The organism is Clostridium luticellarii, assembly GCF_002995845.1.
GTDB lineage: Bacteria > Bacillota > Clostridia > Clostridiales > Clostridiaceae > Clostridium_B > Clostridium_B luticellarii.
The window spans coordinates 12,499-26,610 of sequence record NZ_PVXP01000011.1 but is presented as its reverse complement, the minus strand read 5'-3'; the positions used below and the strand labels follow the sequence as shown (position 1 = coordinate 26,610).

The 14,112-nt window shown below is 34.9% G+C and carries 12 protein-coding genes; 4 read left to right on the top strand and 8 right to left on the bottom strand.

The genetic code is table 11. The features are described 5' to 3' along the window. Positions 1-7: 7 nt before the first annotated feature. Entirely contained in the window at positions 8-2,272 is a 2,265-nt protein-coding gene (locus CLLU_RS05825; RefSeq protein ID WP_242977498.1) for a methyl-accepting chemotaxis protein, read from the top strand. On the opposite strand, the gene CLLU_RS05820 is transcribed toward CLLU_RS05825, so the two are convergent. Beyond that, entirely contained in the window at positions 2,273-3,676 is a 1,404-nt protein-coding gene (locus CLLU_RS05820) for an MFS transporter (RefSeq protein WP_106008629.1), read from the bottom strand. A 203-nt stretch (positions 3,677-3,879) separates the two neighbouring features. Here CLLU_RS05820 and CLLU_RS05815 point away from each other — a divergent pair, with 203 nt between their 5' ends. Further along, positions 3,880-5,040, top strand: a complete 1,161-nt coding sequence (locus CLLU_RS05815) for an MGDG synthase family glycosyltransferase (RefSeq protein WP_106008628.1) — start codon at positions 3,880-3,882, stop codon at positions 5,038-5,040. Between the two features lie 97 nt (positions 5,041-5,137). On the opposite strand, the gene yidC is transcribed toward CLLU_RS05815, so the two are convergent. The 5 genes from yidC to CLLU_RS05790 form a co-directional block, all read right to left on the bottom strand. After that, positions 5,138-5,779 (bottom strand): membrane protein insertase YidC, encoded by a 642-nt coding sequence (yidC, locus tag CLLU_RS05810; protein WP_106008627.1) that lies wholly within the window; start codon positions 5,777-5,779, stop codon positions 5,138-5,140. Between the two features lie 15 nt (positions 5,780-5,794). Continuing rightward, entirely contained in the window at positions 5,795-6,496 is a 702-nt protein-coding gene (locus tag CLLU_RS05805; RefSeq protein WP_158255886.1) for a DUF1048 domain-containing protein, read from the bottom strand. Between the two features lie 2 nt (positions 6,497-6,498). Next, positions 6,499-6,819, bottom strand: a complete 321-nt coding sequence (locus CLLU_RS05800; RefSeq protein ID WP_106008625.1) for a PadR family transcriptional regulator — start codon at positions 6,817-6,819, stop codon at positions 6,499-6,501. A 165-nt stretch (positions 6,820-6,984) separates the two neighbouring features. After that, the gene (locus CLLU_RS05795; protein ID WP_106008624.1) at positions 6,985-8,712 is read right to left on the bottom strand and encodes a hypothetical protein; all 1,728 of its coding nucleotides are present in this window, start codon (positions 8,710-8,712) and stop codon (positions 6,985-6,987) included. Positions 8,713-8,727: 15 nt separating this feature from the next. Next, positions 8,728-10,026 (bottom strand): cell wall-binding repeat-containing protein, encoded by a 1,299-nt coding sequence (locus CLLU_RS05790; protein ID WP_106008623.1) that lies wholly within the window; start codon positions 10,024-10,026, stop codon positions 8,728-8,730. Between the two features lie 278 nt (positions 10,027-10,304). Here CLLU_RS05790 and CLLU_RS05785 point away from each other — a divergent pair, with 278 nt between their 5' ends. Then, on the top strand, positions 10,305-10,640 hold the full coding sequence (locus CLLU_RS05785; RefSeq protein WP_106008671.1) for a YnfA family protein: 336 nt from the start codon (positions 10,305-10,307) through the stop codon (positions 10,638-10,640). A 27-nt stretch (positions 10,641-10,667) separates the two neighbouring features. Here the strand turns inward: CLLU_RS05785 and amrS are convergent, their stop codons facing one another. Next, entirely contained in the window at positions 10,668-11,525 is an 858-nt protein-coding gene (gene amrS / locus CLLU_RS05780; protein WP_106008622.1) for an AmmeMemoRadiSam system radical SAM enzyme, read from the bottom strand. A gap of 24 nt (positions 11,526-11,549) precedes the next feature. Then, positions 11,550-12,953, bottom strand: a complete 1,404-nt coding sequence (gene amrA / locus CLLU_RS05775) for an AmmeMemoRadiSam system protein A (protein ID WP_106008621.1) — start codon at positions 12,951-12,953, stop codon at positions 11,550-11,552. Positions 12,954-13,130: 177 nt separating this feature from the next. Here amrA and metA point away from each other — a divergent pair, with 177 nt between their 5' ends. Beyond that, positions 13,131-14,075, top strand: a complete 945-nt coding sequence (gene metA, locus CLLU_RS05770; RefSeq protein ID WP_106008620.1) for a homoserine O-acetyltransferase MetA — start codon at positions 13,131-13,133, stop codon at positions 14,073-14,075. Positions 14,076-14,112: the final 37 nt, after the last annotated feature.

The window sequence follows — 14,112 nt, the reverse complement described above, 5'->3', positions numbered from 1 at the left end:
AAATACCATGCGAAAAGCAGTTTCAAAGTATTTACATATATTTATTGTGATCAAGAAGAAGATAAGTTCTGTTTTTAAGATGAAAGCGTTCAGTATTTTGAAGGAGAAAATAGGTTCTATTTTCAAGACAAAGGCATTCGGTGTTTTGAAGGAGAAAATAAGTCCTATTTTCAAAACAAAAGCATTTGATACTTTGAAGAAAAAGGTAAGCCCTGTTTTTAAAACAAAGATATTTATTACTTTAAAGAAAAAAATAGGACCAGTTTTAAAAATAAGAATAAACAGCGTTGTTATGAAGATAATTCTTCAAATCGGAATATTAGTAGTATGCATATGTGGTTTTTTTGGAGTATTGTCTTACTATACTTTTTATACGGCTATGGAAAAAAACATAAATTCTTCACTTCAGGACAAAGCACAGGAGTCTTCTAAACTTTTGAGTTCCATTTTGCAGCAGCAGGTTCGCTCCATGAAGGAAATAGCCAGCAGAAGTGAAATAAAGTCCATGAATCCTGAGGTTCAGGTTCCGGTTTTGGCGGAAAGGACAAAAGAATTGAATTATTCAAGTCTCTATGTCATGGATTTGAGCGGTATGGCCTATATGCAGACCGGAGGAAAGACTAAAATGAATCTGGAAAATGCAGATTCGGCATATTTGAAAAAGGCCATCCAGGGTAATATCACCATTGATGGACCTTATTTTAATGTCAATGGAGACGAGATAATATCCGTGGCAGTTCCAATAAAAGATACTGCTGGCAAAATAACGGGAGTATTGTTTTCAAATATAAGTACATCGGAATTGAATAAATTTGTCCAGAGTATGAAGGTTGGTGAGAGTGGATACTGCTTCATAATCAACAAGGAAGGTACTAAAGTTGCACATAAAAATCTGACTCTAGTCTTAAACAGGGACAATACTATAAAAAATTCGAAGAGGGACAATTCACTTGTGGGGCTTGCAAATATTGAAAAAAATATGATACAGGGTAAAAAAGGTGCAGGTTATTATAAGCAGAATGGAAAAGAAATGCTTTTAGCCTATGCACCTGTATCCGGTGTGGACTGGTATCTTGGACTTGTAATTGATAAAGGAGAAATACTTAGTTCTGTAAGTGCCCTTAAATACAACATGACGGCGGCTACTTTCGTATTCATATTGGCTGGAATTTTTGTAGGGATTGTAATAGCAAGACAGATAAAAAAACCTCTTTCAAACATAAGGGAATATGCAGGGGAAATGTCCAATTTCAATTTTAGATATAAAATAAATACGAAAAGAAAAGATGAATTTGGACAAACTGTGGCGGACTTGAATTGTGCTCTTGATAATATAAAGCATATGATAAAATATGCAAAAGAAGAGAGCCTGGCAGCGCTAAATTCCAGCAATCACGTAAATCATATGTTCCAGGAATCAGAGTGTGAAGTTAAAGTTGTATCTGATAAATCCAGAGAGATAACTTCAAACATGCAGGAAGTTATGACTTCCATAGAAGAAGTGGAAAACAGTATATTCTCCATAAAGGATAAAGTGGAGAAAACCGTAGATGAAGCAAATTCAGGATTGAAATTAGCGGATAATATAAACAAAAAAGCTGTAAACATAAGAAATGACATAGAAAATTCCGGCCAGAATATAAAGAAATACTATAATGATTCCAGTGAAAAGCTCAAGAATTCCTTTGAGACCATAAAGGTAGTAAAAAATATTTCCAAGATGTTAAATGAAATTAAGGGAATTTCCAAGAAAACAAATATGCTGGCATTAAATGCACTTATTGAAGCGTCCCGTGCAGGAGAATATGGAAAGGGATTTATGGTGGTGGCAAAAGAAGTCAAAAAGCTTGCTGATAGGTGTGCTGATATGTCAGATAGTATGCAGCAAGACATAAAAACTATAATAATGGCCGTGGGGACTTTGGTGGATTCTTCCAGGGATGTGCTTGAGTTTGTAGATGAAAAAGTAATGGCGGATTATGTTAAAGTAATTGATGTGAGCAGGGAGTATCAAAATGATGGCGTCAAAATGACTGCTGTAATAAAAAAATTTTATGACCTTATGGAGGACATAAATGTATCCCAGCATAATCTTTCAAATATAATAGAAGGCATAGGCAAATCTGTAGACAAGTGTACGGAGGCAGTGTCCAATATTTCAGGCAGCATGAATTCAATACAGGAAAAAAATGCAGATATAGCTTCAAATACTGATAAAAATGCAAAAGAAGCAAAAAAACTTATGGGTATTGTGGATCGGTTTAAAATATAATCACATAGCTGAACCCTTGGCACGTTTGAACAATGTTTCTTTAACTTCCTTTATATCTTTTACATTGTTCTTAGCCATCTTCATATAAATCAATGCTGAGGGGATTAAGGATACCTGAAATAAACAAAGAGTGATTATGTAATTTTTAGGTTCTCTTATATGTACAAATATGGTGGAAATTAGGATTCCAACTCCTGCGTTTCCTATAGTTCTCCCAAGTCCATTGGCCAGATTGGCTATGCTGAAAGCAGTTCCTCTGTGTTCCGGAAGATTGACATCTGTTATCAAAGCAAGCCAGTTTGGTGTATTGGCAGATTGCAGTGCACTTGCGAAGAAAGAGAAGATGAACAGCATGAATATCCAGGGATTTACTATTACTTCTTTTAATAGATATATTAGTATTAACAGCGGATCATTATTTTGCGGAAGCACGAGGCTTTTTACAGGAAGTACAAACACTGCTATGTAAAAAGGTATCATGGCAAATATAATATATGAGGTGAGGATAGCTCTTCCCTTGTATGTTTTTTTTTGGAGAATGTCACCTATATGGCCGAATAGTGGGGATATTAGACCACCTATTTGAAATAGGGCAAAAAGATATCCAGCGGCAATAATTGAAACCTTTGGGCTGTAGCCATACTGCTCAATTTTTGAGATATACAAGGTAGGCATCCATATGAGAGTTCCAATTGTTATGTTCATAAAAAATGCCTGTAAAAACAACAACATGTCACTTTTCTTCAATATTATATTGGGGAGATGGTTAAATTCAATATTGTAATTGTATTCATGCCCTTCGCTGATAAGTTTCTGTACCTCAGGTTCCGATTCTCCCATGACAGGTTCCTTTATAAAGAAATACAATATAATTAGAAAAAAGCCTATAATGCCCACAATTTCAAAAGGCTCTCTCCAGCTTGTAAAAGACGCCATAAGTGAGGCCATCAAAGAGCCTGATATTCCTCCAAATCCCTGAGCCATTCCCCATAGGCTGAGCATCATACCTCTGTATTTATTTGGAATATAATCAGTGAGGATACTGAATCCAATTGATGCTATACAGCCCAGGCCTATACCTGTAAAAACTTGAAAAATGAAAAATTGTGCATAACTGCTGCAGTGTGATGTGAGCAGTACGAATAATGACCATATGATGGTACCTATGATAATAAGAAGTTTTCTATTGAATTTACCTGCCAGATAACCCCATAAAATGGATGAAAAGGATGTAACCAGGATGTTAACTGCAGAAATGATTCCCAGTGAAGATATAGGTACATTCATATCTTTGGCTATGGAAGAAAAAAGCGGGGGAAACAGTCCTATTATAATATTGTCAAAAGCTGCTAAAGCTGTGAAAATAAAAATTGTGTAGATCATTTTTATATTGTTTGTGTTCATGAATATGCAAGACTCCTTTATTTTATTCTTATTTATTGTAATCTATTTTTAAATTTAATATTTAAATTTAATATAAATTTAATTAAGTTTTAACATTAATGTAGAACTAATTATGTAAAATAAAATAGATGCGTATTGATAAATTTTATTATGGTATTATTTTGATGTCGGTGTTATAATCTATTTTAAGAAAGGAATTGATTATGATTAATAGTATACTTGTTATCTCATCTAATTTCACTGGACATGGCCATAAAAGTATAGCTGAGTCCCTATGTGAAAAATTTTCAAACAACCCAAATGTTGAAGTTCATATTGTAGATGGATTTTCTCTGGGTGGAACTACTTTACTGAATGTAGCCAAGGCATATGGTCCTATAACTAGAAAGTCAGAAAGTCTATGGGAACTTATATGGGATATATCATCTGTTAAACCATATCTCATCAATGAAATCATCGAATTGAAAATAAAAGATAGATTTTTGGAATTATTGAGGAATACAAAACCAGATGTAATCTTATCATTACATCCTAATTTCAATGGTTCCATTGTGAATATATTAAAAAAATACCATATTAAAATACCATTTGTTACATTAATAGCTGATTTGGTAACTATATCACCTTTATGGGCGGATTCAAGGGTTGACTATATCATAAGCCCTACTACGGAGGCCAAGGATAAATGCATAGAATTTGGGGTTCCTGAAGAAAAAATAAAGGTTTTAGGTTTCCCGGTTCGTTCCAGATTTTATGATCATACCTATGAAGCTGGTGATAATAAAAGATTGAGTAGTGATAGCACTTTAAAGTGTATGATAATGAGCGGAGGGGAAGGCGTGGGAAATATGAAAAAGATCGCCGAAATTCTGCTCAATAATTTCGATTGTACTGTTAAGATTGTGGCAGGAAGAAATAAAGTGCTTAAAAATAAGCTGGAAAAGTCATTGGGTACAAAATACGGAAATCGGGTTGAAATATACGGTTTTACAAAGAATGTACAGGATTTGATGGAGTGTTCTGATATTGCTTTTACAAGAGGAAGTCCAAATGTGATTATGGAAGCAATAGCCTGCAATGTACCTTTGGTAATAACGGGTGCTTTACCTGGACAGGAAGAGGAAAATCCCAATTTTGTTGAAAAACATAATCTTGGGGTAATATGCAGGGATACAGGAAAAATAAAAGATGTAATCAGTGAATTGACTGAGAATAATTTACAAAAACTTAATAAAATAAGAAGATTTCAGAGAACTTATGCCAATCCAGATGCTGCAGGAAATATTGTAAATTTTGTTTTGAATTTAGCCAATAATGCTGATAGATTAGAAGCAAGAAGTGAAGAACTCCTGTTCTTAAAATAGTATTCGAAAACAGTTCAATTATATTCAGCTATAAAGCTCAAAGTGCAAATATAAAGCTCAAAGTGCAAATATCAAATTGGTACTGCACTCTGAGCTTTTAATTGAGGGAAATATTCCTCCTGTACAACCTATAGCCTATTTCTTCAAATAGTGAAAATAAACTGGTGGTTATGAAGTACAATCCTATGGCAACAGGGGCTTTGATTGTAATAAATATACTGAAAATACCTATGAATATAAAGTTTGATTTAGTCATTTTTGCCAGTCCAACTGTTTTAAAGTATTTTATATATGGCAGTAAATTGGGACTCAGTGATACAAGCATATATATTGCGGGAATTATGAAATACTTATCTGGTACTTTGAGGCTGGATATCCACGGTATTATCACTGTGCCTACATTTGCAGGCATGTTTATAATGACAAAATACAGTGATGATATTACAGGTAGCTGCAGAAGGCTTACAAAGCATCCCAGCATGCCATTTGTACTTTGTCTATAATACTTTTGCATTTCTATTTTCAGCTTTTTCTTGTTGTTCTTGTATTTCTTTTTTAGGGCAGTTATTTTTTCAGATAATACCTGCTGCTGTCCCATGCTTATTCTCTGCTTTATAGACAGGGGAAGCAGCAGAAGTCTAACTGCTATTGTCAATATAATTATTGCAATTCCCCAATCTCCGGTCAGGTTGAAGAGGTAGTTGAGGAAAGTATTCAGTATATTGAAAATCATACTCATGGCAATTTCTCCTTTTTACAATCTGTTGTAAATTCTCTTGTAGATTTCAATAGATATAATCATCAGAAACAGTACTGCTGTATAGGGAATTATTTTGTTTAAAGCTATGGGATTAGTCAGAATTTCACTGCCCATTGTTTTCTCAAATATAAGATTCAATAATACCAAAAGAGATAATGCTGAAAAAAATGCATACCAGGATGATTTGGTTAATCCTTTGTTTATACTGTAAAATCTTTGGGGAATATAGAATATGGCTGAAGTTTTCTGCCTTTCTTTTTTTGCTGCAGGTATGATGATAAGCGAGATGACACCTGCCAGTACAAGCTGGTTTATGTTGATTGCAAAGATAGAAGGGTAGCTTAATATGCCTTCAAGAAGCATAATGGATAATGAAATAAGTATGGTCCATAAAAAAGTTTTCTGGATGTAGTTTAGTAAATTGTAGATGCTGTTTTTACTGCTGCTGTATTCTCTGATAATGGATTCACAAAATGATTTGTAGTCCTCACCTACAATCAAATCTACAGTCCTGCCTTCAAGTTGTGCCTGAAGCATCATATCCATTATTTGCTGAAGGATATCCTCCTTTTCAAATAAACTTAAATGACTGTTCTGTATGTAAACAGTCATACTTTTGTACAGATACAAATTGCTGCTGTTTAATTTTTTTTGCTCCTTTAGTCTTATTCGTTTAAATTTCCATTCCAAAAACATAATTATCCCTCCAATACATTGTCGATGTTTTGTTTGATTTTTTCCCAGGACAGTATAAACCATTTTAATTCTTTAATACCTTCTTCAGTAAGATAATAATACTTCCTCATAGGTCCCAGCGGAGATTTTTTCATAGTGGAGTAAAGAAGTTTTTTCTTTTCAAGTCTTATTAATATGGGATATACGCTTCCTTCTGAAATTCCTTGAAATCCGTAATTTAGGAGCTTCTCGCATATTTCATATCCATAGGTTTCACTGCTGCTCACTATTTTCAAAATACATCCTTCCAGGAGCCCTTTGAGCATTTGAGTAATATTGGACATATAGTCACCTACTTTGCATTATATAATAGTGTAATTATAATATACTTCAGCTACTATGCATTGTCAAGTAGATGCATTATAAAATAGCTTATATAAGCAAATGAGAAACGGCCATCTTATTCTGATGACCGCTGAAAAATTTCATAACTGATGGGTTGTTGAAATTTATTGCTCTGTGTCCGTACTGTCACTGGATTGGGTTTCTGGTATAGTATATTCTAAATTGTTTATGTTGTAAGCTCCCTTTAAATTCGTATCTTCCAATGGAGTCTTAAAATCTGCCTCTGCTTCTGTTTGACCTTCCTGGAGATTTTCAAGATAGGTAAACCCGAGCATTTTGTCATCTTTGTAAACAAGCACGATAACTCTGTTACCAAAAACAGTGTTCTTTGTAAAGGGATCTGTAAAGTGAACTTTTATGTGATCTTTTGTGAGTTCTTCTATAGTGAAATATGGTTTAACTTCAATGGGATCTGATACATAATCATCCATTATGTTTCCGGATTCATCTGTCATGTTTTTTATTACCAGCTTCCATGTTCCCTCCGTAAGAGTGCTTTCAGGCTTCACCAGAAAGGAACCGAAATCCCTGAACCTGGTAATTCCGTCATTTTGGGGATCAAAGTCATATTTGAAAGGGATATCATTTATCCTAAAAGCAATTTTATCGCCGTTGTCGGTACTGCTGTTGTTACTGCCCAATATATCTCCCATTAAACCATATTCTCCCTTTATGATTATAGGATTGCCTTCTTCATCCATAATATTGTTCCCGTTTTTATCGATTTTGTAATATTCTGCAGAGAATAGGGGAAGGCCATATTTATATTCTTTAAGCTGCTGCTGGCTGGGTGTCAAAGGATTATAGCTTACAATTCCGGGCAAATTTGAAGAATTCTTATCCAGTGAATCCGCCATATCCTGAGTGAATATTTGGGTGGGTTCGTTAAATACAACTCTTGTGTTTCCGGCTGGTTGAAAACCATTCTCGCCTATATAAGTGTATATGGGTTTTTGAAGTACAACTTGGGGCTTTTGAGTATCTTTTGCAAGCTGGATGGTATGCTTGGCAGATATTTCCGTGGATCCATCTGAATTAACTATTTTGTTTCCATCAGGGTCTTCAAGGTTTTCAGCAGCTAACTTTAATCCTTTTACTCTGCTGTCATAGTAATTTATACCTGTTTTTTCTGTGTTGAGAATTCTTGTCCAATCTTCTGTCAGTTCAAGGTATAGCTTATCTATATTTCCGTTGCTTTTTACCATGAAGCAAGTTACAGGTTCTCCTCCTTCTATATTTGAAAAAGCTTTTGGCTTTGAAGAGCCATCCAGGTTAACAGTGATTTCACCTAATTTGTCAGCACCATAAGGATCTTTTTTTGTATTGTCTGGAACTATGATTTTCAAAGTACCTTTACTTCCATTTATCTGCTGGTTGAAATTTACTGCAAACTGTTCTATGGATTCATTATCTCCATCACTGTCGTGGGAATAGTCACCATCTTGATACCAATCAAAGGAAAAATTATTAAGTTTATACTTGTCCGAATCTTCACCATTTATTTCCAGTATATCATTGGGAATGCTATCTAAAGGAGTACCTTTTTTTAAATTGCTGAAGCTTTCAATGTCTTTTCCCGTAAACCACCTGCCATTGTATTTATAATAGATTCCGTTATTTTCATCCACCGTTTTTGAAGCTTCTACAAAAGTATTTAAGTTGTAAACAGAGTTATCCACATTGTCCAATTTAAATAGATTCCGGCCGATAGCCAGGGTATTGTCGGATATATTAGGTAGATTTTCGATGCTTTCTGCCAGAGCATAATTTCCGCTTGCCAAAATCACGGCAGAAGAAAGTATAATTGAAAATATAGTTTTGTTTTTTAGCATTTTTTGGACCTCCCTTTAAATTAAACCTGTAAACTCAATTGATTTTCCGCTTTTTTGAATTTTGAATTTGGATTTATCGGTGTCGTCTCCAAAGAAGATGGAAAGCGGCCTTACAAGACCGTCTTCATCCTGGTCGGAGGCGATAACTGTTCCATCATATAAAAGGTCATAACCTTTTAATTCTGTGCCATCACTGGATTTAACCCTAAAATCGTAGGTAAATGCCCCGGGAAAAGACAACTCCTTGTATACAGTGTACTGTGATTTTGAAGAGGAATTTCCAGAATCACCGGATCCGTATGAACTGTGATTTTCATCAGAAGATTTTAAATTTAAATCAACAAGGCTGTTCACTATACGGTCGGATACCAGTAGAGTTCCACCGATTGCAATTATACTGCTGTTTTTATTTACATTTGATTTTATAATGGCTTTTGTTTTATCATCTATACTGCTGTTTACAAGAACTATCGGATTACAATTTCTGGAGGCCGGAGCAGAAATGGAAAGAGCATCCGCAAATTGATCTTCACCGTTATATTGGGCACATGTTAAATATACACTGTTGAAGTTCATATCACCTTTGAATTTATCCAGTATTTTTTGATTGCTTTCATAGCGATCCTTTCCATATATTCTCTCCGTACTTGAAAAAATATCTTCTATATCTTTTGGCAAAATAGTTTCACCACCAATAATATAGGCTTTATCTACATTATTGTCTTTAGAATATTCAATAAGCTTGTCTTTTTCATCTGCTAATAAAATAGGCATATTTTTGTATGCAGCTATAGAGCTTATGGAAAGGGCATCAGCAGGAATTTTTCCAGAAACGAGTACTATGGAAGAATTTTTTCCAACTTTATCTGCAATTAATTTTGATGTATCATATCTTGTAAGACCGCCTAATCTGCTTATATCTTTTACTTGCGGAAGAATGGTCCTTATTTGAGATACAATTGTATCCGGAACTACTCCAGTTCCACCTATGATGGTTATATTATTTGAATTTAACCTTAACAGCTCCTCTTTTGTGCTTTCGCTTAATCCATTTTTGCTTGTGAGAAGAATAGGTGCATCGTATTTTCTGGCCAATGGTGCAGCACATAGTGCATCTGGAAAATTTTCGCCGCTGCATATCAGTACATTTGAAGAAGTCTGCCATTGGCTCTTGCTTATAAGAGCAGAGGTTTCATATCTGTCTTTCCCAAAAATTCTTTTTTGAGAAAGACTGTATGTAGAGCTGGCGAAAACAGTAGAGGGGACTAACATTACCGCTGATAATATTAGTCCCATAAGTTTTTTGAATTTCAAATAGATCCCCCCTAAAAATTTAATTGGATAGCAAGGTTACAAGTAAAAACTGCAGCCTTGCTAATAGATGACAATGATATTCATTATCATCTATTAAAACAATTTACCATATGCTGCTTCAATAGTCAATATTATATTGAAATATAAAAAATAATTAAAATAGAAAAAGAAGAAAAATTTATGAAATATTTCCAGGGAAATTTTGAGAAATATTGCAAAATATATTTACACGTGATATGTATAAAGGGAGTAACATAGTGAAAGGAGATATTGCCAAGATGGAAATATTTAAATCAATATTTTATTTTATACTGGCAGGATTGTTTGAAATAGGCGGAGGATATTTTATGTGGCTGTGGATCAGAGATGGCAAAAGTGCATTATACGGTTTACTTGGAGCTTTAAGCTTAATTATTTATGGAATAGTACCAACCTTTCAGCCCTCGGGTGCCACCTTTGGCAGGGTATATGCAGCCTATGGTGGAATATTTATTTTTCTTTCAATTTTATGGGGATGGAAAATAGATAATGTGGTACCTGATAAGTTCGACCTAATTGGAGGAGCTATTGCACTTGTCGGGGTTCTGGTAATAATGTATTATCCAAGAGGTTAGAAGTTACTGGAATAATATAACTTGTTTTTATATATTTCCCAGGCAAACCCTATTGAGATATGCGCTGGCAGTTTCTTTTGCCTTTAGCATGAATTTCATATCTGTAGGGGGATTATCAAATTTATATCTTGGAAAATATCTGGTGAGATGAAGAGGGATGTTCCTGTCTATGGAATTTAAAAACTGTGCTATGAATTTTACTTCATCCAGATTGTCATTTTCACAGGTTACCAGTAAATTGGTTATTTCAACATGACAGCTTTCAGCTGAAATTTTTATGGTATTGAGCACTGGAGTCAAGTCCCCGCCGCAGATGTCCCTGTAATATTTATTGCTGGAGCTTTTCAAATCTATGTTCATGGCATCTACATATGGGATAAGCTTTCTTAAAGGTTTTTCGTTGATGTATCCATTGGTTACAAGTACCACCGAGAAATTTTTATCTGTTTCTTTTAAAAGCTTTGCACAATCATATACATATTCATACCATATGGTGGGTTCGTTGTAGGTAAAGGCAATACCTATATTATCTTCAGTGGTCAATACTGCCTTTATGAGCTGTTCAGGTGGAATAAAACGGCTCTTTGCCCTGAACTGGGAAATAATATAATTTTGGCAGAAGCTGCAGGTGAAATTACATCCAAAACTTCCTGCGGATAATATATAAGTGGAAGGTCTAAAATAGTAAAGAGGTTTTTTTTCTATGGGGTCCAGAGAAAGAGAAGTTATTTCCCCATAATTCACAGTAAACAGTTTTCCGCCTTTATTAGATCTTACTCTGCATTTCCCAAAATCATTTTCATCTATGGCACAATTATGGGGACATAGACAGCAGTGAACTCTGTTGCTGTTCAATTTTTCGTAAAATTCAGCTTCTTTTTTCATACTGTACCGCCTCGCAATTTTTTATTATTCCGTATGTCTTACTACTTTGAATCTTTCCACAGTATACTTTTCATCGGGATCTATATTTCCCTTCTCTAAAGCAATGGACAGCTGTTTATCTACGGTATCTATGCCCTCCAGATTTGGAAGCAGGACTCCTACCTTAGGGCCCTTTCTTACAATAACTCCGTATTCTTTAGGGTTTAAATCATTTTTACTGCAGATTTCAGGGGTGGTGAGTACATCTACAGAAAAACTTATGTCCATAAGTTCTGATTTGTCTACAGCTATAAATCTCGGATCGGAGGTTCCAGCTTCTATGGAATTTCTTATGATTTCCTCTGCTGTGGAATCAGTGGCTGGCAGCAGGGTTCCTATGCAGCCTCTTAATCTGTCGTACTTTTTCAATGATACAAAAACAGCCTTTCTGCTTTCTTTCATTTCTGATGTTACATAATCCGGTAATTTAGTCAATGGTTTACCTTCAACTAAATAATTTGCTAAATTTTCTCTGGCCAGACGAACATAAGGGTCTTCTCCATTTAATTTTTTCTCGTATTCATGCTCTATATTTTCCTCTAGAATTTTAAGCATTGAAATATCCTGCGAGACAATATTGAATTTCATAACACCGTATCCCACGCCAAAAGGACCTTCATAGCTTAGAAGTTCACCTTTGAATTTTTTGCCTTCTAATGCCCCCAGCATGATGAGTATGGAGCGCCTTCCACATTCTCCGGCATTGTATATCATGGTTTTATCCAGATTGAAAATATCGGGAACGCTGCCTCTTTTCAGGGCATTTAGAAATTCTTTATCAAATTTTTCACCATTTGGATTATAACCGTAAGGCCCTTCTTCTTTAAGCTTGTGTGATAGATCACCGCTTGCTATTATGACGGTTTTTTCATGTAACTTGTCTACAGCTCTATTTATCACCATGCCAAATTTGTAGAGTTCTATATCATCTATTGGAGCATAAGTGATATGAACCAGTTTATAATTTGCATACTGCTTATTTATGAAATAAAGGGGAATCATGGCTCCGTGATCCAGGCGGATGGATTTTTTATACCTGAACAGCAGTGAATTGTCTGCCATTACAGCAGGGATTTTTTGTTCCAGTGACATCTGATATATTTCACTTGTAAGCTTTTGGTTTATAGGCAGCTTCATAGAAATGGAACCAGCTCCAAAATCCTTAAAACTTCCTCTTATGGTGCTGCCAAAGGCAATTGCCACGGCATCCCTGAACATAGTACCGTGTGGAGTGATTACTACTATAGTATCAGGGGACTTTTTTGCGACGTCCCTGGATATTTCATTTAAACTTTTTATGGTGTCAGCTATTTTGTTTTCTTCACCTTTTCCCACCTCAGGAATTATTATCGGGGGATGTGGAGACAAGTAAAAACCATCTATACTCAATAAAATCACCTCTTTGATTTAATGGAGTTTTCATAATTATAATACTACTTTTTAGTAAATAGTGATAGGTGCACAGAGGATTTTTTAGAAGTATACATTAGCTGGTACTGTTGTATTTATATAAGTTGCTATGTTATAATAAGGCTTAATAAAAGTTAATAATTAAGGGGTGATAACATGCCAATAAAGATAAGAGATAATTTACCGGCTGCTGAAATTTTGAACAGGGAAAATATATTTGTCATGCCTGAAAATGAAGCATTTCACCAGGATATAAGACCTCTTAAAATTGCAATTTTAAATCTGATGCCAGTTAAGATTACCACGGAAGTTCAGCTTTTAAGGCTTATAGGTAATACTGCACTGCAGATTGAAGTTGAATTACTCCATCCAAAAACTCATATATCTAAAAATACTTCCGAGGAATATTTGACTAATTTCTATAAGACTTTTGACGATGTAAGAGATGAAAAGTTTGACGGATTGATAATTACAGGAGCTCCTGTAGAGCAACTGGAATTTGAACAAGTTAATTATTGGAAAGAAGTTGAGGATATAATGGAATGGAGCATACACAATGTATACTCCACTTTGCATATATGCTGGGGTGCCCAGGCGGGATTATACTATCATTATGACATTCCGAAATATGCTTTAAAGGAAAAAATGTTTGGAGTATTTAAGCATAGAGTTTTACAAAGAGATATTAAATTAGTTAGGGGGTTTGATGATGAATTTTTTGCACCACATTCCAGACATACAGAAGTGAGGAGAGAGGATATAGAAAAAGTGGATGAGCTTACGTTACTGTCCGAATCAGAAGAGGCAGGAGTATATCTGGTTGTAGCCAAAAATGGCAGACAAATTTTTGTTACGGGACATTCCGAATATGATCCTCTAACCTTAAAATCAGAATATTTAAGAGACAGAGCAAGGGGAATCAATATAAAAGTACCGAAAAATTATTTTCCGCAGGATGATCCTGCAAAGGATCCGGTGGTTAAATGGAGGGGACATGCCAATTTATTGTTTTCCAATTGGCTTAATTATTATGTTTATCAGGAAACACCGTATAATCTAAATGCCATGGAGCCGTTGAAAAAATTGGACAGAATAAAATAAGTTGGGAGAGTGAGAGACGTTACATTCATTATTGAAT

Excerpts from the sequence above, each read along its gene's own strand:
- CLLU_RS05825 (WP_242977498.1), top strand. The coding sequence starts at position 8 with ATGCGAAAAGCAGTTTCAAAGTATTTACATATATTTATTGTGATCAAG.
- CLLU_RS05805 (WP_158255886.1), bottom strand. The coding sequence starts at position 6,496 with ATGTTTTTGGAATGGAAATTTAAACGAATAAGACTAAAGGAGCAAAAA.
- CLLU_RS05815 (WP_106008628.1), top strand. The coding sequence starts at position 3,880 with ATGATTAATAGTATACTTGTTATCTCATCTAATTTCACTGGACATGGC.
- CLLU_RS05785 (WP_106008671.1), top strand. The coding sequence starts at position 10,305 with ATGGAAATATTTAAATCAATATTTTATTTTATACTGGCAGGATTGTTT.
- metA (WP_106008620.1), top strand. The coding sequence starts at position 13,131 with ATGCCAATAAAGATAAGAGATAATTTACCGGCTGCTGAAATTTTGAAC.
- CLLU_RS05820 (WP_106008629.1), bottom strand. The coding sequence starts at position 3,676 with ATGAACACAAACAATATAAAAATGATCTACACAATTTTTATTTTCACA.
- yidC (WP_106008627.1), bottom strand. The coding sequence starts at position 5,779 with ATGAGTATGATTTTCAATATACTGAATACTTTCCTCAACTACCTCTTC.
- CLLU_RS05800 (WP_106008625.1), bottom strand. The coding sequence starts at position 6,819 with ATGTCCAATATTACTCAAATGCTCAAAGGGCTCCTGGAAGGATGTATT.
- CLLU_RS05795 (WP_106008624.1), bottom strand. The coding sequence starts at position 8,712 with ATGCTAAAAAACAAAACTATATTTTCAATTATACTTTCTTCTGCCGTG.
- amrS (WP_106008622.1), bottom strand. The coding sequence starts at position 11,525 with ATGAAAAAAGAAGCTGAATTTTACGAAAAATTGAACAGCAACAGAGTT.